This is a genomic window from Pectobacterium atrosepticum, from assembly GCF_000740965.1.
GTDB lineage: Bacteria > Pseudomonadota > Gammaproteobacteria > Enterobacterales > Enterobacteriaceae > Pectobacterium > Pectobacterium atrosepticum.
In genome coordinates this window covers 3,831,463-3,856,403 of the sequence record NZ_CP009125.1, presented here as the reverse complement: position 1 = coordinate 3,856,403, position 24,941 = coordinate 3,831,463, and the positions used below count along the sequence as shown (strand labels likewise).

At 51.5% G+C, this 24,941-nt stretch carries 19 protein-coding genes, 1 tRNA gene and 3 rRNA genes; 9 read left to right on the top strand and 14 right to left on the bottom strand.

From position 1 onward, the window contains the following. Positions 1-65 precede the first annotated feature (65 nt). The 5 genes from GZ59_RS17060 (at position 66) to GZ59_RS17040 (ending at position 5,052) form a co-directional block, all read left to right on the top strand. A 23S ribosomal RNA gene (locus tag GZ59_RS17060) occupies positions 66-2,974 on the top strand. A gap of 128 nt (positions 2,975-3,102) precedes the next feature. Then, positions 3,103-3,218 (top strand): 5S ribosomal RNA (gene rrf / locus GZ59_RS17055). 18 nt (positions 3,219-3,236) lie between these two features. After that, positions 3,237-3,312 (top strand) — tRNA-Thr (locus GZ59_RS17050). A gap of 36 nt (positions 3,313-3,348) precedes the next feature. Next, positions 3,349-3,464 (top strand): 5S ribosomal RNA (rrf, locus tag GZ59_RS17045). A 307-nt stretch (positions 3,465-3,771) separates the two neighbouring features. Continuing rightward, entirely contained in the window at positions 3,772-5,052 is a 1,281-nt protein-coding gene (locus GZ59_RS17040) for an MFS transporter (RefSeq protein ID WP_011095027.1), read from the top strand. Here the strand turns inward: GZ59_RS17040 and GZ59_RS17035 are convergent. The 5 genes from GZ59_RS17035 to trxC form a co-directional block, all read right to left on the bottom strand. Next, complete coding sequence (locus GZ59_RS17035) at positions 5,049-5,372, bottom strand: YfiM family lipoprotein (RefSeq protein ID WP_039293343.1); 324 nt, start codon at positions 5,370-5,372, stop codon at positions 5,049-5,051. The two genes, GZ59_RS17040 and GZ59_RS17035, sit on opposite strands and share 4 nt — an antisense overlap. Before the next feature lie 62 nt (positions 5,373-5,434). After that, complete coding sequence (gene pssA / locus GZ59_RS17030) at positions 5,435-6,790, bottom strand: CDP-diacylglycerol--serine O-phosphatidyltransferase (protein ID WP_039293341.1); 1,356 nt, start codon at positions 6,788-6,790, stop codon at positions 5,435-5,437. Between the two features lie 177 nt (positions 6,791-6,967). Then, positions 6,968-9,616 (bottom strand): bifunctional acetate--CoA ligase family protein/GNAT family N-acetyltransferase, encoded by a 2,649-nt coding sequence (locus GZ59_RS17025; RefSeq protein WP_039293338.1) that lies wholly within the window; start codon positions 9,614-9,616, stop codon positions 6,968-6,970. Between the two features lie 32 nt (positions 9,617-9,648). Next, positions 9,649-10,401, bottom strand: coding sequence for a tRNA-uridine aminocarboxypropyltransferase (locus GZ59_RS17020; protein WP_048018323.1), 753 nt, complete (start codon positions 10,399-10,401; stop codon positions 9,649-9,651). Positions 10,402-10,547: 146 nt separating this feature from the next. Continuing rightward, positions 10,548-10,967: a thioredoxin TrxC gene (gene trxC / locus GZ59_RS17015; RefSeq protein ID WP_011095022.1), complete on the bottom strand. Its 420-nt coding sequence runs from the start codon at positions 10,965-10,967 to the stop codon at positions 10,548-10,550. Positions 10,968-11,216: 249 nt separating this feature from the next. Between trxC and GZ59_RS17010 the strand changes: the two genes are divergently transcribed. After that, positions 11,217-12,368, top strand: a complete 1,152-nt coding sequence (locus GZ59_RS17010) for a tRNA/rRNA methyltransferase (RefSeq protein WP_011095021.1) — start codon at positions 11,217-11,219, stop codon at positions 12,366-12,368. A gap of 69 nt (positions 12,369-12,437) precedes the next feature. Then, complete coding sequence (locus GZ59_RS17005) at positions 12,438-12,887, top strand: DUF3574 domain-containing protein (RefSeq protein WP_039295210.1); 450 nt, start codon at positions 12,438-12,440, stop codon at positions 12,885-12,887. A 198-nt stretch (positions 12,888-13,085) separates the two neighbouring features. On the opposite strand, the gene GZ59_RS17000 is transcribed toward GZ59_RS17005, so the two are convergent. The 7 genes from GZ59_RS17000 to GZ59_RS16970 form a co-directional block, all read right to left on the bottom strand. Further along, on the bottom strand, positions 13,086-14,270 hold the full coding sequence (locus GZ59_RS17000) for a NupC/NupG family nucleoside CNT transporter (protein WP_039293335.1): 1,185 nt from the start codon (positions 14,268-14,270) through the stop codon (positions 13,086-13,088). 209 nt (positions 14,271-14,479) lie between these two features. Beyond that, positions 14,480-16,015 (bottom strand): multidrug efflux MFS transporter permease subunit EmrB, encoded by a 1,536-nt coding sequence (emrB, locus tag GZ59_RS16995; protein WP_011095018.1) that lies wholly within the window; start codon positions 16,013-16,015, stop codon positions 14,480-14,482. Between the two features lie 17 nt (positions 16,016-16,032). Further along, complete coding sequence (emrA, locus tag GZ59_RS16990) at positions 16,033-17,208, bottom strand: multidrug efflux MFS transporter periplasmic adaptor subunit EmrA (RefSeq protein ID WP_039293327.1); 1,176 nt, start codon at positions 17,206-17,208, stop codon at positions 16,033-16,035. A gap of 274 nt (positions 17,209-17,482) precedes the next feature. Continuing rightward, a complete protein-coding gene (mprA, locus tag GZ59_RS16985) occupies positions 17,483-17,998 on the bottom strand; it encodes a transcriptional repressor MprA (RefSeq protein ID WP_039293325.1) in 516 nt (171 codons plus the stop codon). A 176-nt stretch (positions 17,999-18,174) separates the two neighbouring features. Continuing rightward, positions 18,175-18,516, bottom strand: coding sequence for an L-valine transporter subunit YgaH (ygaH, locus tag GZ59_RS16980; RefSeq protein WP_011095015.1), 342 nt, complete (start codon positions 18,514-18,516; stop codon positions 18,175-18,177). Continuing rightward, positions 18,513-19,244 (bottom strand): AzlC family ABC transporter permease, encoded by a 732-nt coding sequence (locus GZ59_RS16975; protein ID WP_011095014.1) that lies wholly within the window; start codon positions 19,242-19,244, stop codon positions 18,513-18,515. Before GZ59_RS16975 ends, ygaH begins: the two co-directional genes overlap by 4 nt. 169 nt (positions 19,245-19,413) lie before the next feature. After that, a complete protein-coding gene (locus tag GZ59_RS16970; RefSeq protein ID WP_011095013.1) occupies positions 19,414-20,634 on the bottom strand; it encodes an MFS transporter in 1,221 nt (406 codons plus the stop codon). Between the two features lie 169 nt (positions 20,635-20,803). Between GZ59_RS16970 and GZ59_RS16965 the strand changes: the two genes are divergently transcribed. After that, positions 20,804-21,964 (top strand): lactonase family protein, encoded by a 1,161-nt coding sequence (locus GZ59_RS16965; RefSeq protein ID WP_011095012.1) that lies wholly within the window; start codon positions 20,804-20,806, stop codon positions 21,962-21,964. Positions 21,965-22,100: 136 nt separating this feature from the next. Here GZ59_RS16965 and GZ59_RS16960 read toward each other — a convergent pair whose 3' ends face one another. Next, a complete protein-coding gene (locus GZ59_RS16960) occupies positions 22,101-22,682 on the bottom strand; it encodes a CGNR zinc finger domain-containing protein (protein ID WP_011095011.1) in 582 nt (193 codons plus the stop codon). 90 nt (positions 22,683-22,772) lie between these two features. Here GZ59_RS16960 and GZ59_RS16955 point away from each other — a divergent pair, with 90 nt between their 5' ends. Beyond that, positions 22,773-23,663: an alpha/beta fold hydrolase gene (locus GZ59_RS16955; RefSeq protein WP_039293322.1), complete on the top strand. Its 891-nt coding sequence runs from the start codon at positions 22,773-22,775 to the stop codon at positions 23,661-23,663. Positions 23,664-23,765: 102 nt separating this feature from the next. Here the strand turns inward: GZ59_RS16955 and proX are convergent, their stop codons facing one another. Beyond that, positions 23,766-24,770 (bottom strand): glycine betaine/L-proline ABC transporter substrate-binding protein ProX, encoded by a 1,005-nt coding sequence (gene proX / locus GZ59_RS16950; protein WP_011095009.1) that lies wholly within the window; start codon positions 24,768-24,770, stop codon positions 23,766-23,768. Positions 24,771-24,941: the final 171 nt, after the last annotated feature.

The window sequence follows — 24,941 nt, the reverse complement described above, 5'->3', positions numbered from 1 at the left end:
GTCAATGAGTCTCTCAAATAATCGCAGCGCGAGGATGGATCGAAAGAAACATCTTCGGGTTGTGAGGTTAAGCGACTAAGCGTACACGGTGGATGCCTAGGCAGTCAGAGGCGATGAAGGGCGTGCTAATCTGCGATAAGCGTCGGTAAGCTGATATGAAGCGTTATACCCGACGATACCCGAATGGGGAAACCCAATGTGTTTCGACACATTATCATTACGTGAATACATAGCGTAATGAGGCGAACCGGGGGAACTGAAACATCTCAGTACCCCGAGGAAAAGAAATCAACCGAGATTCCCCTAGTAGCGGCGAGCGAACGGGGAGGAGCCCAGAACCTGAATCAGTTTGTGTGTTAGTGGAAGCGTCTGGAAAGTCGCACAGTAAAGGGTGATAGTCCCGTACACAAAAATGCACAGATTGTGAGTTCGATGAGTAGGGCGGGACACGTGACATCCTGTCTGAATATGGGGGGACCATCCTCCAAGGCTAAATACTCCTGACTGACCGATAGTGAACCAGTACCGTGAGGGAAAGGCGAAAAGAACCCCGGCGAGGGGAGTGAAATAGAACCTGAAACCGTGTACGTACAAGCAGTGGGAGCCTTGATTAATCAGGGTGACTGCGTACCTTTTGTATAATGGGTCAGCGACTTATATTCTGTAGCAAGGTTAACCGAATAGGGGAGCCGCAGGGAAACCGAGTCTTAACTGGGCGTTAAGTTGCAGGGTATAGACCCGAAACCCGGTGATCTAGCCATGGGCAGGTTGAAGGTTGGGTAACACTAACTGGAGGACCGAACCGACTAATGTTGAAAAATTAGCGGATGACTTGTGGCTGGGGGTGAAAGGCCAATCAAACCGGGAGATAGCTGGTTCTCCCCGAAAGCTATTTAGGTAGCGCCTCGTGAACTCATCTTCGGGGGTAGAGCACTGTTTCGGCTAGGGGGTCATCCCGACTTACCAACCCGATGCAAACTACGAATACCGAAGAATGTTATCACGGGAGACACACGGCGGGTGCTAACGTTCGTCGTGAAGAGGGAAACAACCCAGACCGCCAGCTAAGGTCCCAAAGTCATGGTTAAGTGGGAAACGATGTGGGAAGGCACAGACAGCCAGGATGTTGGCTTAGAAGCAGCCATCATTTAAAGAAAGCGTAATAGCTCACTGGTCGAGTCGGCCTGCGCGGAAGATGTAACGGGGCTAAACCATGCACCGAAGCTGCGGCAGCGACACTTAGGTGTTGTTGGGTAGGGGAGCGTTCTGTAAGCCGTCGAAGGTGACCTGTGAGGGTTGCTGGAGGTATCAGAAGTGCGAATGCTGACATAAGTAACGATAATGCGGGTGAAAAACCCGCACGCCGGAAGACCAAGGGTTCCTGTCCAACGTTAATCGGGGCAGGGTGAGTCGACCCCTAAGGCGAGGCTGAAAAGCGTAGTCGATGGGAAACAGGTTAATATTCCTGTACTCGGTGTTACTGCGAAGGGGGGACGGAGAAAGCTAGGTTATCCGGGCGACGGTTGTCCCGGTTTAAGCGTGAAGGTGGATGACTTAGGTAAATCCGGGTCATTATTAACACTGAGGCGTGATGACGAGTCACTACGGTGATGAAGTAACCAATGCTACGCTTCCAGGAAAAGCCTCTAAGCTCCAGGTAACATCAAATCGTACCCCAAACCGACACAGGTGGTCAGGTAGAGAATACTCAGGCGCTTGAGAGAACTCGGGTGAAGGAACTAGGCAAAATGGTGCCGTAACTTCGGGAGAAGGCACGCTCCTGTCGGTGAAGTCCCTTGCGGACGGAGCTGACGGGAGTCGCAGATACCAGCTGGCTGCAACTGTTTAATAAAAACACAGCACTGTGCAAACACGAAAGTGGACGTATACGGTGTGACGCCTGCCCGGTGCCGGAAGGTTAATTGATGGGGTCAGCCGCAAGGCGAAGCTCTTGATCGAAGCCCCGGTAAACGGCGGCCGTAACTATAACGGTCCTAAGGTAGCGAAATTCCTTGTCGGGTAAGTTCCGACCTGCACGAATGGCGTAATGATGGCCAGGCTGTCTCCACCCGAGACTCAGTGAAATTGAACTCGCTGTGAAGATGCAGTGTACCCGCGGCAAGACGGAAAGACCCCGTGAACCTTTACTATAGCTTGACACTGAACCTTGAGCCTTGATGTGTAGGATAGGTGGGAGGCTTTGAAGCGAGGACGCCAGTTCTTGTGGAGCCAACCTTGAAATACCACCCTTTAATGTTTGATGTTCTAACGTAGGCCCGTGATCCGGGTTGCGGACAGTGTCTGGTGGGTAGTTTGACTGGGGCGGTCTCCTCCCAAAGAGTAACGGAGGAGCACGAAGGTTAGCTAATCCTGGTCGGACATCAGGAGGTTAGTGCAAAGGCATAAGCTAGCTTGACTGCGAGAGTGACAGCTCGAGCAGGTGCGAAAGCAGGTCTTAGTGATCCGGTGGTTCTGAATGGAAGGGCCATCGCTCAACGGATAAAAGGTACTCCGGGGATAACAGGCTGATACCGCCCAAGAGTTCATATCGACGGCGGTGTTTGGCACCTCGATGTCGGCTCATCACATCCTGGGGCTGAAGTAGGTCCCAAGGGTATGGCTGTTCGCCATTTAAAGTGGTACGCGAGCTGGGTTTAGAACGTCGTGAGACAGTTCGGTCCCTATCTGCCGTGGGCGTTGGAAGATTGAGAGGGGTTGCTCCTAGTACGAGAGGACCGGAGTGAACGCACCACTGGTGTTCGGGTTGTGATGCCAATTGCATTGCCCGGTAGCTAAGTGCGGAAGAGATAACCGCTGAAAGCATCTAAGCGGGAAACTTGCCTCGAGATGAGTCTTCCCTGGGCACTAGATGCCCCTGAAGGGCCGTTGAAGACTACGACGTAGATAGGCTGGGTGTGTAAGCGTAGCGATACGTTGAGCTAACCAGTACTAATGACCCGAGAGGCTTAACCTTACAACACCGAAGGTGTTTTGTGGGTGACTCATATAAAACGATATTCAGCTTGTTCGAAGATTGGTTCTGATGGTTACGGAGATGACAAAAAGTCATGATAAGTAACGGTTGGAATGAAACAGAATTTGCCTGGCGGCGATAGCGCGGTGGTCCCACCTGACCCCATGCCGAACTCAGAAGTGAAACGCCGTAGCGCCGATGGTAGTGTGGGGTCTCCCCATGTGAGAGTAGGGAACTGCCAGGCATCAATTTATACAGGTGCGCTGATATGGCTCAGTTGGTAGAGCGCACCCTTGGTAAGGGTGAGGTCCCCAGTTCGACTCTGGGTATCAGCACCAGTGATTTGGGTTAATGTTCGGCTTAAAAAGAATTTACCTGGCGGCGATAGCGCGGTGGTCCCACCTGACCCCATGCCGAACTCAGAAGTGAAACGCCGTAGCGCCGATGGTAGTGTGGGGTCTCCCCATGTGAGAGTAGGGAACTGCCAGGTTTCAATTAAAACAAAAGGCCATCCGATAAGGATGGCCTTTTGTTTATTCCTATTTCAGATTATTAGATCTTTTCTTTTATCCGAATAAAAACTTCTGCTTACCTTCTTATTAACCCATCTAATAATAACGTATTGTTTGCCACCATTTTATTTGTCCATATTCAAATTAAGGATAATTAAAGGCGCTGGATCACACTGTTGCATTAATAAATTATTACAATCAGGAACCTTTTGCCTCTGGGTGTAAGTACTGCTTTACTACAATGGGCATCGTTCTATGCCCGAAAAAATAGGAGAATAAAATAAGATGACTGATCTAACGGAAAGTGCGAAAGATACGCGTCAGCGTATCCGGGCTATAGTTGGCGCTTCATCGGGTAATTTGGTTGAGTGGTTTGATTTTTATGTTTATTCCTTTTGCTCAATCTATTTTGCTCATATCTTTTTCCCTTCGGGAAATACCACCACTCAATTAATACAAACCGCAGGGGTTTTTGCAGCAGGCTTTTTAATGAGACCGATAGGCGGTTGGCTTTTCGGTTACATTGCTGACAAGCATGGTCGTAAAAATTCAATGCTAATATCAGTTTGCATGATGTGCTTTGGATCTCTGGTTATTGCCTGTCTACCGGGATATGAAACTATTGGTACTTGGGCACCCTTTTTACTGTTACTAGCTCGTTTATTTCAGGGGCTTTCTGTCGGTGGGGAATACGGTACCAGCGCAACGTATATGAGTGAAGTTGCCGTTGAAGGAAGAAAGGGATTCTATGCTTCTTTCCAATATGTCACGCTGATTGGCGGTCAATTGCTGGCGCTGTTAGTTGTCGTGATATTACAGCAGATTCTGAGTGATGAAGATTTACGTGCGTGGGGATGGCGTATTCCTTTCGCTCTCGGCGCTGTTCTGGCTATCGTGGCGCTTTATTTACGCCGTTCGCTGAATGAAACATCTGATAAAACGACTCGCGGACATAAAGATGCTGGCTCCCTTGTGGGGTTGTGGAAACATCGTCGCGCCTTTATTACCGTACTGGGTTTTACGGCTGGGGGGTCTTTAGCTTTTTATACGTTCACGACTTATATGCAAAAGTATCTGGTGAATACGGCAGGGATGCATGCAAAAACCGCTAGTGGGCTAATGACCCTCGCACTGTTTATCTTTATGTTATTGCAACCTTTCTTTGGTGCAATGTCGGATAAGATTGGTCGCCGCAGTTCAATGCTCTGTTTCGGCGGATTTGCGGCACTACTGACGGTTCCCATTTTAACGGTTCTACAGAGTGTAACGAGTCCTGTGCTTGCTTTCTCGTTGGTGATGCTTTCTCTGGTTATCGTTAGCTTCTACACATCTATCAGCGGTATTTTAAAAGCAGAGATGTTCCCGCCTGAAGTCCGTGCGTTAGGTGTAGGTTTATCTTATGCGGTGGCTAATGCGTTGTTTGGTGGATCTGCTGAATATGTTGCGCTTTCGCTGAAATCTTTTGGTATGGAAACGGCTTTCTTCTGGTACGTATCTGCGATGGGAGCCATTGCATTTATTGTGTCGTTAACGCTGCATCGTAGAGGCAAAGGGATGAAACTTTAGTTTTCAGATAATTGCCATAACGCATAGCCGGTGGTTGCACCGGCTACATCCCAAACAAGATCTTGCCAGCTCCACCCTGTTCCGCCTTCCCGACTATCATAAAGCTCTTTTGCCATGCCTACGCTGATTGCCAGCATAATACCGAATCCTCCGCTACGATCTGAACTCCAGCGCTGGTGAGTGCCATATTCATACCAGGCGGCACTGATGGCGGCTGAGGCGAGGAAATGTTGGGCTTTATCTTGTCCTGTCCAGCGATCTTGTGCGATATGGCTACATCCAGAACAGCAAATCATTGCCGCAACACACAGTAAGCGCATAGCTTTCCCCATGATAATAAAAAACCTCGGAAGCCGAGGTTTTTCAAAGTATAGCGTGGGTTTTAGAGAATACGACTGATTAGCCGGTCTATACGAATACGGCGTAGACGTCGTATCAACTTGCGGACTTTCACTGGATATTGCGCGATGCTCTCCAGTTCCGTGTAGCTTTTTACGACGTGGGTGTGCGTCCTGATCGTATCCAATTCATCCAGACGTTGCTGCAATAGAACCTGCTGAGGATCGTGAATCAGGATAGCGTTTTCCAGATCTAGACGCCATGCGCGTGGGTTAAGGTTGTTACCCGTCAGCAACTGCCACTTGCCATCCACCCACATGCCTTTCAGATGGAAACTGTTGTCGCCGTCTTTCCATAGCCGTACAACAAGCTGTTGGTTTTCAATGTAGCGCTCCAGACGACTGAGGAAACGGCGCAGGTTGATCTCGTAGAGATACGGTAATGCGCCGATGATTTTGAAAGGCTGGTCTTCTGGAATATAAAAATCGTTAGCGGTCTTATCGCCAATAATAATTTCTACTTTTTTGCCGTCCCGCAATAGCCGAATGATATTTCTGACCAGCAGCGCGGGCATGTTGAAATAGGGAGTACAGATGACTAAATGCTCATCGGCGCAATACATCAGGTGATGTATGGTCTTATTCAGCGGGCTTTGTTTTCCTAACCCAACGAGCGGCGTGACGGTTAATTCGTTTGCATTTGCGCTGCATTCCGGTGCCTGATAACTGGCGGTACGTAAGGTTTGACGGAATTGCTTGATATCATTTTTGATTTCCAGGCTCTTCGGGCGATCGGTATGATCCAATCGCTGCACTGCTGGTGCGGACAGCATTGTCTGGATATATTGCACCATCGTATCAGCCAATACAGGGTTATGAATCAGCTGATAGCGATCATAACGGTATTTCTGATGCTGATGCAGATAAACATCATTCAGGCTGGCTCCACTGTAGATGACGGTGTCATCGACAATGAACCCTTTTAGGTGCAGGACACCCAACGCTTCACGTGTGTTGACTGGGATACCATAGATAGGGAAATGCGTATCTGGATGCTTTTTCGCCATATCGCAATACCAATCGGCATTGGTATTTTCTGCCGCTGTGCCGATCCTGCCACGCTGAGCACGATGCCAGTCTACCAAAACACGGACATCCAGTTCAGGGCACTGCCGTTTGGCTTCATAAATTGCGGATAGAATACCGATGCCGCCATCATCACGCTCAAGATATAAGGCCACAATATAGACGCGCTTTTTAGCACGTAGAATGGCGTTAGTCAGCGTCGTGCGGAAAAGCTCCGGCGAATGCAACGTCTGAACATCATCTGCGTTCTGAGAAATTCTGGGCAGTTGTGCAAGGTGCTGTTGGTATTTATTGCGTTTAAAATTTGACAGCATCACAGTGCGTTTCTTCTCTCATCAGTTTATACCCCCCATACTTAAAGCTGCACTAGGGTATATGACCTTCTGGTCATTATCAAAAGTTAAGGAGTAGCCGAATGGGCGATAGTACCATTACTTTCCGGCCGTTGTGAGCCTGTTTTGCCGTTGCAAGAGCCATATCACGCCCCGCGATCAGTCTTTCAGTGGCAATTCCAACGTCACAATACCCTCTTCTAATTGTACGTCGATGTGAAAACCAAGCTTTTTGGACAGCTGTATCATGCCTTGATTATGCGGCATGGTGATGCCAGTCAAGCGGGAAAGACCATGCGTCCGGGCGTAATCAATCAACTTTTCCAACAATCGTCTGCCAAGGCCGAGTCCTTTCAGATCGGATCGCACCAGCACGGCAAATTCCGCATCTGTATTATCAGGATCGGAAATTGCGCGCGTCACACCAATAATCTCCGTCTCTTCCCCAAGCTGTCGCACGGCAACGAATGCCATCTCACGATCGTAGTCAATTTGTGTCATATTGGCTAAGTCTTCGTGAGTAAATTCATTAATTTCGCTGAAATAACGGTAATACAGATCTTCTTTCGTCACTCTTGCGATGAACGAACTGAGCAGCGGTTCATCTTCCGGCAAAATGGGCCGGAACAGGCAAGTATCGCTATTTTTGAGGATGACCGTTTCTTCCAGTTCATGTGGATAGGGGCGTATTGCCAGCCTTGACTGCGGATCGCCACTGAACGGTGTCAGATGCAGCGTGACATCCAGCAGCGTAAAGGTATCCCCGGATGCCAGCAGAGGGTGGATATCTAGCCGGGAAATTTCAGGGCAGTCGAGAATCAGGTTGGATACCTGGACCAGCAAACGGCTAAGTGCGGGAATATCCAGCGGACGAAGAGCGCTGTATTCCCGAATCTTACCGCCTTTCACTGCTTGCAATACCAAATAGCGGGCCAGCGTCATATTTAGCGGAGGTAGCGCGACAGCAGCCTGCTTTTCTCGCCACTCCACGCCACCTTCTCCCAGCATAATCAATGGGCCAAAAACGGGATCCTGTTCAACGGCAATCCTGAGTTCCTGTGCACCCGCGCGATTTGCCATGCTCTGCACTAACAGGCCGTAAATGCGCGCCTGTGGATAGGTGCGTTTCACCCGGTCAAGAATCGCATCTGCCGCCTGCTGGACTTCTCTGGCGGTTTGCAGGTACAGCATGACGCCCTGAACTTCCGATTTATGCGGGATATCTGGCGATCTCAGTTTAATCGCGACCGGATAGCCAATTTGCTCGGCGATATGAACGGCTTCGGCACTGTCGCCAGCAATCCAGGTGGGTAACGTATCCAAACCATAGGCTTGCAGAATCGGTTGAACCTCATGCGTATCGAGCTGAGTCACACCATCCGACAGCGCCTGATGAATCAGCGCATGGGCCTGACTGGCGTTGATACCCAAATTCAGCGGCAGTGCCGGGGTTTCCTTGAGCTGTTTCTGGTTACGCCGATACTCGACGATATGCATAAATGCCGTTACCGCGCCTTCTGGTGTGCGATAGGTCGGAATGCCTGCATCGTTAAATAAGCGTCGCGCTTCCTGCGAGGAGAACTCACCACACCAATTGGTCAGGAGCGTAATTCTTTTCCCACGTGGATGCTGTTGGAAGAGTGTAATCAACTGCTCGGCGCAATCGGTACTAGGAGCGGCGGCGCTGGGTGCATGAATAATTAAGAGTGCATCGATTTCATCGCTATCTAGCAATACAGAGACGGCCGCGAGATAGCGGGCCGAGGTCGCGTCATCACGCAGATCGAGCGGATTGCCGATAGTGACGGTTTGCGGCAGCGCGTCCTGTAGCGCTTGTCGAGTCGCATCACTGAGCGGTGCGAGCTTGCCTTGCCGACTGAGGAGCTGATCCAGCGCCTGTGCGGCCGGTGATGCGCCATTGCTCACCAGCATCAAACGTTCACCGCGTAGCGGTCGCAGGTGGCTTAAGGTTTCCACGGCGGAAAAAAGCTCATGAGTGTCCCGTACCCGCAGTAAACCTGCACGTTGAATGGCTGCATCATAGGCGGCATCCAGACCGTGGCGTTGATCATTCAGCAACTGCTGTGCCTGCTGACTACGACCGCTTTTTATCACCAGTATCGGTTTATTTCGGGACGCGCTGCGGGAAGCGGAAAGAAAGCGGCGGGCATCGCTGATGTGTTCCAGATGCAGCAAAATCGCGCTGGTTTTTCCATCGCGAGCCAAAAAATCTAGCAGGTCGTCGACATCGATATCCAGGTTGTCGCCCAAAGCAATGAAATAGGAAAAGCCAATACCGCGCTGCTGTGCCCAGTCTAGTATCGTGTTGGAAACGGCGGCCGACTGCGAAATAAATGCCAGCTTGCCTTTCATTATGGGGACAGGGGAAAAGCTGGCATTCAGGCCTTGCCAAGGGGCGAGCAGCCCGAGACTGTTGGGGCCAAGCAGGCGCATGTTGTAGCGCACAGCACAGGTCTTTAATTCGCTGAACTGAGTCGGCGGTGCGGAGAGGATGATGACGGTTTTACAGCCTTTCTGCCCTAGCTCCTCTAACAGTGTTAGATTACGGCTGGCATTAGTACAAATCACGGCAAGGTCGGGCGTGATTGGCAGGCTGGCGACAGTAGGGTAGGCCAGCACGCCGCAAACGGCACGATATTTCGGCGTAACAGGTAGCACAGGGCCGCTGAAATGGCCGTCCAACAGGTTTTTCATCATCAGAAAACCGGCCCGTCCCGGTTTTTCTGACGCGCCGAGAACGGCGATAGACTTAGGGCGTAACAGTGCTTCCAATCCGCTCTGGCTCATGCGTCACTCCTTCACATCAATCCCCTTTGATACTAAACGTTTTCTGCGGGTTGTGTTGTGACGATGGGTAAAATTTCCCGCAAACTGTGGTGTGGTTTCCCCGCCAGATAGTGTCGCCGGAAACGATCAAAATGCTGTGATAGCGCGTCGGCTGCGACGATATCCCCCGCCTGTGCAAGCAGAGCGATGGCAATTTCGGCGGTGCAGTGCTGCCGTGGGCTGCTGGCTTCACGCAGTTGGTAGCGGGACAGCGCGTCTACATTTAGTGACAGGATCGGCAGAGTGTCCAGATAGGGACTTTTGCGGAACATTTTACGCGCTTCCGGCCAAGTCCCGTCGAGTAAGACAAACATGGCAGGCTTTTCTGTTGCGGGAAGCTGTTGAAACACCTGACGTCCTTCTTCCGCGGCATCGGCAAGGAAGACCAGATACGGCTGAACGTTCGGATCTTGCAGAGTAGCAAGCAACTGGGGATCGGGCTCGGTGCGTGACCAGCGAAACGCCTGCGTCTCGGGCAGAATATCGGCGATGAGGCGTCCGGTATTACTTGGTTTTAACGGCTCGGTATCAAACATCACCAGGCAGACACGGCTGCGGGATGGCTGCGCCTGAATGGTGTGGCACAGGCAGTTGATCGCGGGCAATAAACACTGTTGGCAGCGCACTACGCGGGAGCCGCGTGCGCGAAACGGTTTGGTTGACTGCTCAAGACGTTGCTGGCGCAGGCGGAGCACGGCATTGGTGCCGATGAAAGGATTGTTAACCGTGGAAGGGCGGTTGATCATGAAATTAAGGACGCCATGAGATTCTGCAACGAACCGGCTTCGTGTTAATTATTGGGAAGCTGGTTCAGAAAGACGACATTCTAATCGACAGACAGGTTGACCAAAAGAGGCGGGGCAATAATGCCCCACATTTCTACCGCGTTTCTCTACAGCGATTCATCCAGCCAGCTCTCAAACTGTGCTTTTGGTAGTGCACCGTTGAGGATGTCGACCATCTGGCCCTGTTTGAAGATCATTAGCGTTGGAATACTGCGGATGCGGAAACGGGCGCTGAGTGCCGGTTCGGCTTCGGTATTGACCTTAATAAAGCGGATTTTCCCACTGCGCTCTTGCGCGACGTTTTCAAATACGGGGGCGAAGTTGACGCAGGGACCGCACCAAGGGGCCCAGAAATCGATCACGATGGGAAGATCATCCTGTAACAGTTTATCGAGCGTCGCTTCTGTGGCATTGATGACGTCACCGCTGAATAAGGTTTCTCCGCAACGACCACATTTTGCATGGTCATCAACACGCTCTTCTGGCAGGCGATTGGTTGTTTGGCAAGATCCACATACCGTATTCATAACAGGGCCTCAGATAAAAGGGCTAAAATAAAGATGTCGCTGATAAAATGCGCGTAATGCTGCATTGGAAGGTCAACGGCATGGTGCTTAAGAGTGGATAAATTATGGTGGGGAGACATTATGGCAACAACGTGGTTTGCCCAATAGCTACAATAGCTTCTGACTGTTAGCGCTCTTTTACCACAAGCGTGTGGCTAAGCGGGTGTACATAAGGTAATCTTCGCGCCCAGCGCGTAGGTGGAGAAAACAATGAGCGATTCATTCAATAGTAAAAGCGGCAAAGTCCGTGTGATGTACGTCCGCAGTGATGATGAGGGCGAGAAAGACAATAAAAACAAGCGTCCTGCTGATAAAGATCGTCGTGGCGATCGACGTGATAGTGGTGGCTCTCGCGATCAACGTGAGAAACCAAAGCATCCGCGTGATGTTAACCCGCGTTATGCCCGTGAAAATCCGTCCCGCGACGGCGATAGCAGTGCGAAAACGCCGTGGGGCAATAAAGATCGTAACGAACGCGGCAGCGACACTACTCGTCGCCCACGTGGTGAAGATTCTGGTGGTTATGAATCACCGTGGAAAACCGTGTCTCGTGCGCCAAGCGAAAGCGACACGCCGGACCATGGCGGTATTACTGGCAAGAGCCAGATCGATCCTGAGCAACTGCGTCGCCAGCGTCAGGAAGAAACGCGAGTTTACGGTGAAAATGCCTGTCAGGCGCTGTTTAAAAACCGCTCAGAGGTGATTGTTCGTGCCTGGTTCCTGCAAGAAGTGACGCCGCGTTTCCGCGATGCACTGCGCTGGATGGCGGCAAACCGCAAGGCTTACCACGTTGTGGAAGAAGAAGAGCTGATTAAGGCTTCCGGCACTGAGCACCATGGCGGCGTCTGCTTCCTGATTAAAAAGCGTCAGGGAATGGATGTGCGTGAATACCTGAAAACGGCTGGCGAGCATGACTGTGTGTTGGCGCTGGAAGATGTGGGTAACCCGCACAACCTCGGCGGAATTATGCGCAGCTGCGCGCATTTCGGCGTGAAAGGTGTATTGGTTCAGGATGCGGCGCTGTTGGAATCCGGTGCTGCGGTACGCACGGCAGAAGGCGGTGCGGAACACGTTAAAGCGATTAACGCTGACGATTTCCTGTCCGTGCTGGCGGAGTTCCGTAGTGCAGGCTACACCATCGTGACCACCTCTAGCCATAAAGGTACGGTATTGTCGAAAGCAACGCTTCCGGCGAAAACCGTGATCGTGCTGGGTCAGGAAGGTGATGGTCTGTCAGATAGCGCCTGGCAACAAGGAGACGTGAAAGTCTCTATCGGCGGTACTGGTAAGGTTGAAAGCCTGAATATTTCAGTCGCAACGGGCATTTTGCTGTCCGAATGGTGGCGACAGAATCAAGCCTGATATCACGCGTGAATTCTCAGGGGGGATTTGCTCCCTGAGAAGGCATCACCATGGATGAGAGAACGTTCGATGAAGCAGAAAAAGCAGAAGGTTATCGAGGTATCGTTACTGTTGGGCGCATTGCTGGCAAGCGGCTGCAGTTCGCTGTCGCGCTCATCCACTGCTGTTGCCGCTGTACCAACCGCTGATGTGTGCCAGATTGGCGACAAGCAGGTACAGACCACGCTGTATTTTGGTTTGAATCGTCCTGCTGGCCCTGTGATTTCTGATGCCGAGTGGAAAGCGTTTTTGGACGGTGAGGTTACGCCACGCTTTAAAGAAGGGCTAACGGTGTTTGATGCCAAAGGACAATGGCTGGGGAACAATGGACTGGTTGCCCGAGAGAACAGCAAGGCGCTGATGTTGATTCACGGTGCTGATAAAGAGCGCGATATCGAAGCGCTGCGCACCGCCTACAAATCACGTTTCGCGCAGGAATCCGTCATGCGGATTGATGCTCCTGTCTGCGTCGCCTTCTGATTTTATTATCAGCCCCTTTTTCAGGGGCTGATTCATATCGTTTGTAATCCCATCGACAGAACAAGAACGGTGATAATGGGATAGAAGAGTAAAGCGTTTGCGCCATGGATGGCGCAAGCCGAGCGTACAGGCATGTATTTACAGCGTCTTTACGATCTACCCATTATCACCGCTCGACTGACTTTTATCTCATACGTACTACAGCACCAATCCCGCCACTGCCGCAGACAGCAAACTCACCAGCGTAGAACCATAAACCAGCTTCAGGCCAAAGCGTGATACCACATTGCTCTGTGCTTCATTCAGCCCTTTGATTGCGCCTGCGATAATGCCGATTGATGCGAAGTTGGCGAAGGAAATCAGGAAGACAGACAAAATCCCCAAACCGCGCGGCGACATTTCTGCGGCGATCTTCTTCAATTCGATCATCGCAACGAACTCATTGGCTACAAGCTTGGTTGCCATAATGCTGCCCGCGTTCAGGATATCGGAAGACGGAATGCCGATCAGCCAGGCCAGCGGTGAAAAGACATAGCCCATGATAGCCTGGAAGCTAATGCCAAAGACGGTGCTGAACAGCGCATTGACGGCGGCAATCAAGGCCACGAAGCCGATTAGCATCGCCATAATAATCATCGCGACTTTAAAACCGGCAAGAATGTATTCCCCCAGCATTTCAAAGAAGCTTTGGTCTTCATGCAGCTTTTCTAGCTTCAGTTCTGGTTCGTCGTCAGGCAGATAAGGGTTGACGATAGACAGAATGATAAAGGTGCTGAACATATTCAGAATCAGTGCCGCAACGACGTATTTGGCGTCCAGCATGGTCATGTAGGCGCTGATGATCGACATGGAAACGGTCGACATCGCCGTCGCGGCCATCGTGTACATCCGCCGTGGCGACATGTCGGCGATGATGCCTTTATAGACGATAAAGTTCTCTGACTGCCCGAGCATCAGCGTACTCACGGCGTTAAACGACTCCAGTTTTCCCATCCCGTTGACCTTGGACAGCAGAGTGCCAATGCCTTTGATAATCAGCGGTAAAATTCGCCAGTGCTGCAAAATCCCGATCAGCGCAGAAATAAAGACGATAGGGCAGAGCACATTGAGGAAAATAAAGGAAAGTCCCTGTGCATTCATACCGCCAAATACAAAATCGGTTCCTTGATTGGCGAAAGATAATAGCTTTTCAAACAAACCGGCAAAGGCGCTAATCGCGTTAAGCCCGATGTTGGAATGCAAAAGGAAATAGGCCAGCAAAACTTCAATCACCAGTAGTTGTACAATAAAGCGCAGTCGGATGCGTTTTCTGTCGTGACTGACGAGCAACGCTAGTAAAAAAATGGCAGCCGCTGCCAAAATGAAATGTAAAACCTGTGACATAGAAGAACCACTCAATCCCCGAATAAAAGAGGCGCATTGTAATCGGAATGTGAAAATATGTTTATCCCGAATCTGTAAATCCTTATTCACTACTGCGCTATAAGGGGTGAGCGAGAGGTATCCGATTAATCAGGGAAAGGTGGGAATATTAGAAGGAGGTTCCCCTTCGGCCAGTTATTGGCAGAAGGGGACAAAGTGTTTCTGCTTGGTTAGTGTGCGCCTCCGCCTCCACCGCCGGTGGTAAAGGGCGGCCTAGCGAACCAGACCAGCACCAGTAGCACCAGAAATACGGCGGCAGCGGCCCAGAAGATCTCGTTGGCGGAAATAATCAGCCCCTGAGCCGTAATCTGTTCTGCGATGTAAGCCGAAGCTTGTGTTTGACTCATCCCCATTGCCTGAAGCTGCTGGTACGTTTCCTGTGCTATCGGATTATACGGCGTGATAGATTCCGTCAAGTGCGCATGGTGCAGCGATTCTCGCTGTGTCCAGAGTGTGGTGGTCAGCGATGTCCCAATCGAACCCGCCAGCGTTCGGGCAAAGTTCGACAGACTTGATGCTGCCGCCAAACGTTCAGGCGGAAGACCCGATAGCGTGATAGTCGTCAGCGGCATGAAGAAGCAGGCGACGGCAAACCCCTGTACGAACTGCGGCCAGGCCGATGCGCCGAAATCCATACCTGGCTCGAAGGTGTACGCACGCCAGTAAAAACAGACCGCGTACATAATAAAGCTGAACGTCACCAGCTTGCGCATATCCAGACGTGGCGCGAATCGACCGATGATTGGCGACAGCAACACGGGCATCAACCCAACTGGCGCGGATGCCAGCCCTGCCCAGGTGGCGGTATAGCCATACACCTCCTGCAACAGCTGTGGCAAGAGCACTATCGCCCCAAAGTAGAACATATAGGCGAGGCTGATACACAGACAGCCAATGGTGAAGTTTCGCGACTTAAATAGGGATAAGTCCACCACCGGATGGTCGTCTGTCAGTTCCCAGACAATCAGGAACGTTATCGCAATCACCGCCACTACGGTTAGGGTGATGATTTCCGTCGAGTTAAACCAGTCCAGCTCCTTGCCTCGGTCGAGCATCATCTGAAGGCTACCGATACCGACGACCAACAACGCCAGCCCGATGGTATCGATGGGCTTGATCTCAGTTTTGGTTTCTCGCCCGCGCAGCGTTTGCAAGGCAATAAACACCACGGCGATGCCCAGCGGGACGTTGATGAAGAATATCCAGCCCCAGTGATAGTTGTCGCTAATCCAGCCACCCAGAATGGGGCCACAGATCGGCGCGACCACCACGGTCATTGACCACAGTGCCAGAGCGATGCTGCGTTTTGCCGGGGGATAATTACTTAGCAACAAACTCTGTGACAGCGGGATCAGCGGCCCAGCGACAATCCCCTGCAATACGCGGGCGAAAATCAGCATTTCCAGGCTGGTGGACATACCACACAGCCAAGAGGTCAGGGCGAAGAGTGCTGTTGACCATAGAAAAAGGCGGACTTCACCGAACCGTTTTGCCAGCCAACCGGTGATAGGAATAGAGATGGCGTTAGCGACCCCGAACGAGGTGATAACCCACGTTCCCTGTGAGTTGGACGCACCCAGATTACCGGCGATGGTCGGAATAGCGACGTTGGCGATGGTGGAGTCCAGCACCTGCATAAACGTTGCTAGCGACAGAGCAACGGTCATCCAGGCCAGACTCGCGCCTTTAAGCGGTTTTCTCTGCACGTTTCTCTCCTGGTCGATTAACCGGCATTCGCCTGAATAATGGCGCTAATGTCTTGGTTAACAGGGGTGAGATCCAGCGTCAGAGCATCACTTTGGTAGGCTGGCGTGGTGCGCGATGTTTCTGATAACGCACTGCCTTCTGTATTGGCGGTATCGACATTCACCAATGCAGACAGGCCGATGCGCAACGGATGCTCGGCAACCTGCTTCGGATCGATCTCAATTCGTACCGGCAGGCGCTGAACCACTTTGATCCAGTTGCCTGTAGCGTTCTGGGCGGGCAGCAGAGAAAACGCGCTACCGGTACCCATGTCGAGACCGACCACTTTTCCTTGATACACCACATCATCACCGTAGATATCCGCGATCACGGTAGCGGGCTGGCCGATGCGCATATTGGCTAACTGCGTCTCTTTGAAGTTAGCATCGACCCACAGATGATTGGCAGGAACCACGGCCATCAGTGCCGAAGTCGAGGAGATACGGGCACCAATCTGTACGCTGCGGCGTGAGATATAGCCGTCAATCGGGCTGACAATTTTGGTACGCTGTAGCGCCAGCCAGGCATCGCGCATTTCTACGGAGGCTTGCTGTATGGCGGGTTGCTTCTCAAGCGGTGTATCCAGAATCATCGCCTGATTCGCCTGATATTGCTGTCTGGCGACTTCCAACGCCGCTTTGGCGGTCGCGACGGCATCGCGCGCATGTTGCACTTCTTCACGTCCGATAGCATTCGCATTGCCTAGCGCTTCACGACGGCTCAAGTCGCTTTGTGCTTTGTTCAGTTCAGTTTGGCGCAGCTCGATATTGGCCTGGTATTGTTTGCTGTTGATAATCAACTGATGCGTTTGGCGCACGCTGTTGGCCAGTGCGGTTTTCGCGCGTTCAAACGTTTGCAGCGCATCGGTAGGATCCAGCTCCACCAACACCTGCCCTTGCTTAACGAAATCGGTATTGTCGACGTTAACATGGGTGACGCTACCCGTAACCTGCGCCATGATCTGAATCTGGTTGCCTGCGACGTAGGCGTCGTCCGTGCTTTGGTGATGTCTGAGCACGAGGAACCAGTAAACCAGCCAGGCACAGCCAATCACGACGAAAATAAATGTCAGCAGCGACAAGACCCGTTTACGCTGCTGTTTCTTGTTTCTTTGCGGCGTCTGTGGCACCTGATTTTCCACATTTTCACTCATGCTGTTCTCTCTCTTCTTATTTTCTTTGTATCGGCCATCGCACCAGACAGAGCCGCCTGGCGATAGTCGCAATGAATTCGTATTGCTGTGCAGTCCGGGGGAGTTTTCAGATGGCCCACCTGGAGCGTGAGATTGCCGTTGTGCTAAGCCGCAGGTTGCGGCTGCGGAAAGATCATGCGTATTTTTCGAAGCGAAGCCCATCTGCCCCGATACGTAAGCATCGGGTCATTCCGGGTGAAAAAGGAGCCGGTTGTGATTTTTTGTTGCTCTTCCGCTATACGCTGCCGAAATCGTCCATCTCATCCAGCCTACCCAAGAGTTTTCTCATCAGGGCTTCAAGCTGCTTCTGCTCTCCGGATTCAAGTGTTGAACAAAGCACATGGAGGCTTTCATGTTGTGGCGGAATCAGCTGACCAAGAAACGCTTTGCCTTCTTCTGTCAAATGCAAGTGCAGGCAGCGCCTGTCACTGCTGCTTTCGCGTCGCTCTATCCAACCTCTTTTCTCCAGATCGTCAGCGATGCGTGTTGCATTGGTGCGCGACGACCCCAGCGCTGCACTGAGCTCAGATGGCTGAATACTGTAAGATTCTTGAGATTCTAACGTCAGCAATGCCATGAAAAGGGTTTCGTTAATTCCCTGATCTTTCAGCATTCTGTTTCTGTGTTCCAGAATTTTGCCTTGAACGTGCATGAATAGACGCAATAGCAAGACTTCCTGACGCGGGAAGCCGGGTTTACGTGAAGCACGCAGATCGAGCATTTGTTCTATAGGAGTGAATGAACTGTCCATTTTTTATATAAACCTCATTAATCACGGTATGCATAGTAACTAATGTTACTAAATGGGTAAACGGCATTCAGGTGGGAAATTGTGCTTATTTCTGTGACAGAACGTAAGCGGAGAATAGCTTGAAGTAGGAATTATTCGCCGCTTACTTTATTTAAATCAAAATCTTATTTGATAATTTACACTGTGGATTCAAGCAGCTTAAAAGCAATGCCGTAGCAGAATGCTCCCAGTAACGTCGATAAGACGATACTGCGGGTTTTATAAAAGCAGGCGGTCAGCGTAATAAAGCCTACCAGTGTTGGCAGCAGCTTTTCGTGATGCGTGAGAATATCCGGCACGCTGGAAACAATCAGCAGCGCACAGATGGAAGCAATACCAATGCTATCAAGCAACAGGGCTTTTTTACCGCGTTGCAGCGAACCGGAAGCGCGTGAGGCGCTCAGCCGCAGAGGCAGATAGCGGAAGAGATAGTTCACCATTCCCACAATCAGCCCGATAAGAATAACTTCTGTGCTCATGCGTTCACCTGTGGCGTGGCGGAGTTAACCAGCGAAGCCAGACAGCCGCTGAGAATGCCGAGCAGTATCGCGGCTGGAATGGAGGAAAGCAGCAGCCCAAGCAGCGCGCCGCCTAGTGCGCACGCTACAACCAGACTCTGTTTCCGCTTGAAGGACGCGAGTAAAAAACTCAAGAAAAGCGCGGGCAGCATGAAAGATAACGCGGCTTCGACGGCAGGGTAATTATCCAGTGGGCCGTTACCGAACACGGCACCGATCACTGTGCCGAGCACCCATGAGAGCCAGGCTAAAAGCGATACGCCTATCATCCAGTTTTCTGACCAGCGCCGGTTGTCTTTCGCCAGCCGGGTGGCTGCCGCGGCAAATACTTCATCCGTCAGGCCGAAAGCCCACAGTGCGGTTTTCCGGGTCGGCAACTGTTGTACAATGCGATGTCGTAACGCAGGTCCATACAGCACATGGCGGATATCCATCGCCATGACGGTCAACGCCGCTACCCAGATGGACATACCTGCGCTGAGCAACGCGGTGATGACGAACTGGCTGGCACCGGCGTAAATGATGCAAGAGAGAAAAATGCCTTCCAGCGGGGTAAATCCTAGCTTGACGGCGTTCATGCCAAATGCGAATGCCACGGGCATGTAGCCGATAACAATCGGCAAACTGTCAAATACGCCCTCTCTAAAAGACGCAGACTTTGTCGGTGCAGGTGTGGTTAATGTCTTCACTGGCTTGATATTTTTTGCACTTAAAGGGAATTAACCGGTAACACTAGCAAAGCATTACCGGAATTTCACGCTATTGCGGAACGGGCGTGATGATCTCGTGCGTAACTTTCTCGTGGGAAACTGTCTCGAATAAGACGATTTCAATCGAGACAGCTGCAAATAAGCGCGGCTACAGCGCCGCCATCGCTTCCTGCGTTTTGTGATGATGGCTTCGCCACCACACCAGCAGGTTCAATAGGCTGATAATACTGCCCGCAGCACAAACGCCCAGCCAGCCCCACTGCTGATAAGCCGAAGCAGAGAGGAGCGATCCCAGTGCACCGCCGATGAAATAGCTGGTCATATAGCCTGCGGTCAGGCGATTACGTGCTTCGGGCATCATACGGTAAATCACGCTCTGGTTGGTCACGTGCACGCCCTGAACTGCCAGATCCAGTACGATGATGCCAATGAGCAGCGCCGCCACGGAATGAATACCGAGTGCGATAAAGCCCCACGAGAGCAAAAGCAGGATAATCCCAACGCTGGTGGTCGGCTTGGCTTTGCCTTGATCGACCAGACGACCAGCGCGCGATGCCGCTAATGCGCCTGCCGCACCGACCAGCCCGAACAGGCCGATAACGCCTTCGGAATATCCGTATGGCGGTGAAGCGAGCAGGAATGCCATCGACGTCCACAGAATGCTGAAGTTAGCAAAGGACAGACAGCCAAGAATTGCGCGCGTGCGCAGCAGCGGATTTGCAGAGAACAAGCGGAATATGGAGGCCAGCAACTGCGGGTAGTTCAGCGTGTTTTGTTGAGGAATGCGCGGCAATGCGCGCCACAGAATCAGCGCCATGATGGCCATCAGCGTACTGGCAACCCAGTAAACGGTACGCCAGTCACCGAGTGAAGCCAGCGCACCCGCGACGGTACGCGCTAGCAGAATCCCTAGCAGCAGGCCACTCATAATCGTGCCGACGACTTTACCGCGTGTTTCCGGCGTTGCCAGCGTCGCGGCAAGAGGAACCAGCAACTGCGCGACAACGGAGAACAAGCCGGTTAACGCCGTGCCAGCAATCATTATCCAGAGCGTGGGTGCCGAAGCGGTGATCAACATTCCACCAGCGGCGAGCAGCGTCATGCCGACAATCAGCGTCCGGCGTTCAAACATATCCCCCAGCGGCACCAAAAACAGCAGGCCAACGGCATAACCCAACTGCGCGGCGGTGACAATGAATCCCGCCTGATTAACGGAAAGCGCAAAGACTCTGGCAATCGTCTCCAGCAGCGGCTGGGCATAATAGTTACTGGCGACGGCAAGGCCAGTCGCGATAGACATAATCAGGGTCAAAGACAGGCTAAGCCCTGGTTGTGGTGTAGAGGATGCAGATTGTTGCTGAAGAGGCATAGTGTTTGAACGTTAATATGATGTTAAAAGCAGAGTCTATAGTATCCGGCAGAGCCTAGTGAGATGCCAGAATATCTTTCCGCTTCTTAAATATGACGGAGATGTTTCGCTTTTGCCGGGATTGATTTAGCTTATCCCCAGAGTCATAACACTATCGACAGGGGATATTATGTTTAAGCATTATCAGGTGTTTAAGAAAAACAGCATTGCAATGCTAATGGGATGTGCACTTCTGCCAGCCGCGGCACTGTGGTCTATGGGCGCACAGGCGGTCACGGCGGTTTATGTCTCTGCTGCCACTGACGGCGCGATCGATGTCTACACACTCAATACGCAAAGCGGCGAATTGACCGCCATCGGGAAAACGGCCGCTGGGGCGAAGGTAATGCCGCTGGCTGTTAGCCCAGATAAATCGTTCCTCTATGCTGCTACGCGCGGCATCCCCTACTCCGCAGTCAGCTATAAAATCGACGCCAAGAGCGGTGTATTGAGCCCATTGGGCAAAGCGGAATTACCGGACAGCATGGCCTACATCTCGACGGATCTTACGGGAAAATGGCTGTTCAGTGCGTCGTATGGCGGCAATAAAATCGCCATTAATGGCATTGATAAAGACGGCAAGGTGAACGCAAGTGCGGTCACAGTGGTGCCGACAGGCGAGAAGGCACACAGCATTATTGCCGATCGCAAAAATAAGTTCGTCTTTGCCAGCAATCTGGGCAGCGACCAAATTGTACAGTTCCGGTTTGATGCGAAAACGGGAACGTTGACGCCGAATGAGCTAGCCGAAATTAAACTGCCTGAAGGGAACGGGCCGCGCCATCTGGTGTTATCACCCGATAATAAAACGCTCTACGTGAGCAACGAATTGTCCGGCAAAGTTGCGCGTCTGGCGCTGGATGAAAAGACTGGGCAACTTACTCTGTTGGATTACACTGACACCATTCCAGCCGATGCGGGAATGCGGGCAGGAACGATCGCGCCGGATAAAAAGAACGCCGATAGTCGACCACAGATATGGAGCGCCGATTTACGTCTGACGCCAAATGGAAAATTCCTGTACGTATCGGAACGCACCAAAAGCACGATTACGCTGCTGCGGGTTGAGCCGAAAACGGGTCAGTTGAAATACATTACTCGCTATCCGACGGAAACACAGCCGCGTGGTATTCAGATCGATCCAAGCGGGAAATTCCTGATTGCCAGCGGTGAAAAATCGACGTCGCTGTCGGTGTACCGCATCAATCAGGACAGCGGAGATTTAGTGCGAGTAGGGCACTACCCGACCGGAAAAGGCGCGAACTGGGTCGAAATCGTTAAACTGCCGTAATGGTCGACCATCGATAAAAAACGCCCCTTTCCGCGAAAGGGGCATAGTAGAAACAAGGAAGAATGCCTCTACAGGATGTATAACGCGTACTTTTGACGTTTTCTCATGGTTAGCGTGAACGTTCATTTTCCCCTTGTCAGTCAGCTTCCTGCTTACGCGAGCGGAATGCCGCGACTTTCATTCTGTTGCCACAGAGCGCCATGCTGCACCATCGCCGACGATGTGATTTGGTGGTATCCAGAAAGAACAAGGTACAGTCGTGCGCCTCACACTGGCGAATATATTTTACTTCAGATCCGGAAATCAGAGCAGCGAACGCCATTGCTATCGGTTCGAGTAAGCTGGCACAGCTATTATCCCTCCTGCATTCAACAACGCTAAAACCAGCTTGCTGACTATCCCATTCCAGCATTCTTACCGGCCGTCCACTATCAAGAATATGGTTTATTTGTTCAGGGTGATATTCCTTACCCGATCGGACGGCATCTATTGTCCGAACCATTGTCTGACGCAATGCCAGAGTTTCATTAATCAGGCCGGTCGGCGTATCTGTAAAATTTTCAGATAGTTGCTTCGCCGCTTTAAGCCATGCGATGACACTTGCGTCATCCGTCAAACAGTCGTGGTATTCGTTTCCTGTTCCAAATGCACTGTTGATGAGGTCCAACGCGAGATTATTCGCGAGAAAGTGAGGCTGAGTTATCGGTGATGTGTGCATTGATGTAACCCTTAAAATGATATTGACAGGTTACACTAATTATTTGTAACCTTCAAATAACCACTTTATAGGTTACAAAGGAAAGAGACTGTGAATACTGATATAGCAATGACACCCGAGACCCAAGTCCACTATCGCTATGAGCAGGTGGGTAAAGTAAATATTTTCTATCGTGAAGCAGGAAAACCATCATCACCCAGCATTTTGCTACTGCATGGATTCGCTGCATCCTCGTACATGTTTCGAGAACTGATTCCGGCACTTGCTGATAATTATCACGTGATTGCTCCCGATCTGCCGTCCTTCGGTTTCACGGAATCGCCGGGAAGCGATGAGTATGACTATACGTTTGATAATCTGGCGAAGACGATCGATCAGTTCACTGAACAGCTGAAGCTCCCGCGTTATGCGATCATGGTTCATGACTATGGCGCACCGGTTGGATGGCGTCTTGCTACGGCTCATCCCGATCGCATCACGGCAATTATTTCGCAGAACGGTAATGCTTATGAAGAAGGTTTAGCGCAAGGATGGGATGCGATCAGACGGTATTGGCAATCACCGACGGCAGAGAATCGAGCTGCCCTTCATGATTTTCCAACCGCAGCCTCCGTGAAATGGCAATATTTAGAAGGTGTGAGTGATACCAGCCTTGTCTCCCCTGATGGATACACTCTTGAAGGTCTGCATGTGTCCCGCCTAGGCAATGCTGATATTCAACTGGATCTGCTGCTGGACTACGCCTCCAATGTTCAGCGTTATCCTGAATTCCAGGCCTACTTCCGTGAGCAGCAACCGCCGCTGCTTGCTGTCTGGGGCCGCCATGATCCTTACTTTTTACCTACAGGTGCGGAAGCGTGGAAGCGGGATATTCCCCATGCTGATATCCGTTTCTACGATACCGGGCACTTTGCTTTAGAAACGCATGGAAACGACATCATCCCCGTCATCCACGCATTTCTGGACGACAATATAAAATGATTTTCTGATTGGGTTTGGTGAGGCGTCAGCGAGGGAAGTGTTGTTGCGGGAACGGAGAAAACGAGCGCCCTTTCGTTAGAAAGGGCGCTCGTCTACAGGGGATTATTTCGCAGCATCGGCGGCGGTTTTCACCCAGCCGTCAAACAACTGCTGGTGGGCTTTGATCCAGCCATCAACATGACGTTCGATATCTTTCTGTGAACCCTGACCTTCATGCATACGCAGATTCTGCGCATTCACATCGGCAATCGGCAGCTTCATGATGGCGAACAGCTTCGCCGCTGCGGGATTTTTCTCGGCCCATGCTTTGTTCGCGGCAATCTTCATCGTGTTAACGGGGAAGCCATAATCGGCACCGTTTGGCAGTTTAGTGCTGATATCCTTCATTTCACCCGGTTGAGAAGAGAAAGGCACCTGCAACCAGACTACGTCACGACCCGGAACCAGCACATCACTGACCCAGTACGGCGTCCAGGTGTAGTACAGAATCGGCTTGCCTTCTTTGTAACGTGTAATGGTATCGGCGATCATCGCCGCATAGTTACCCTGATTGTGCTCGACCGTGTTGGTTAAGCCATAGGCGGGAAGGTGATGGTTGATGGCCGCTTCACATCCCCAGCCCGGCGTACAGCCCGTCAGATCGGCTTTGCCGTCGCCATTGGTATCAAAAATCTTGGCAATTTTCGGATCTTTTAGCTGCGCAATATTGGTGATTTTGTATTTTTCAGCCGTTTTCTTGTCGATCAGATAGCCCTGAGCGGCACCGGATACATATTCACCTTGGCGGTAGAATTTCGCATCCCCACCAGCCGCTTTATATTGGTCGGCGTGTAGTGGATCCCAGTTAACCGCGATAAACGTCGCATCGCCGGAAGCAATCGAGGTGTAGGCGACGTTGTAGTCCACTTCACGAGGCGTTTGCACGTCATAGCCCAGCTTTTCCAACGCGCGGCTGACCAGCAGCGTCTGGAACGTTTCCTCGGAGATGGTGCTTTGCACCGGAATAACGGAAATACCTTTACCCGGTTGCGCGGTGTCAGCGGCGTAAACCTGCGTACTCAACAGTGCGGTAGTCAGGGCGGCGGCCCAAAGTTTGGTGTTAGGCATCATGATTCCCTCTGTCTTTATACCCGTCATACTTCAAGTTGCATGTGCGTTGGCTGCGTTACTCGGCACACTTGCGTGTACCTCGCCCCGTAGGGGCCGCTGCAAGCAGCGTTCAAATCTGCCTTTGGCAGATTTGTCAGTCACCCGAATCACTTACCTATGTAAGCTCAT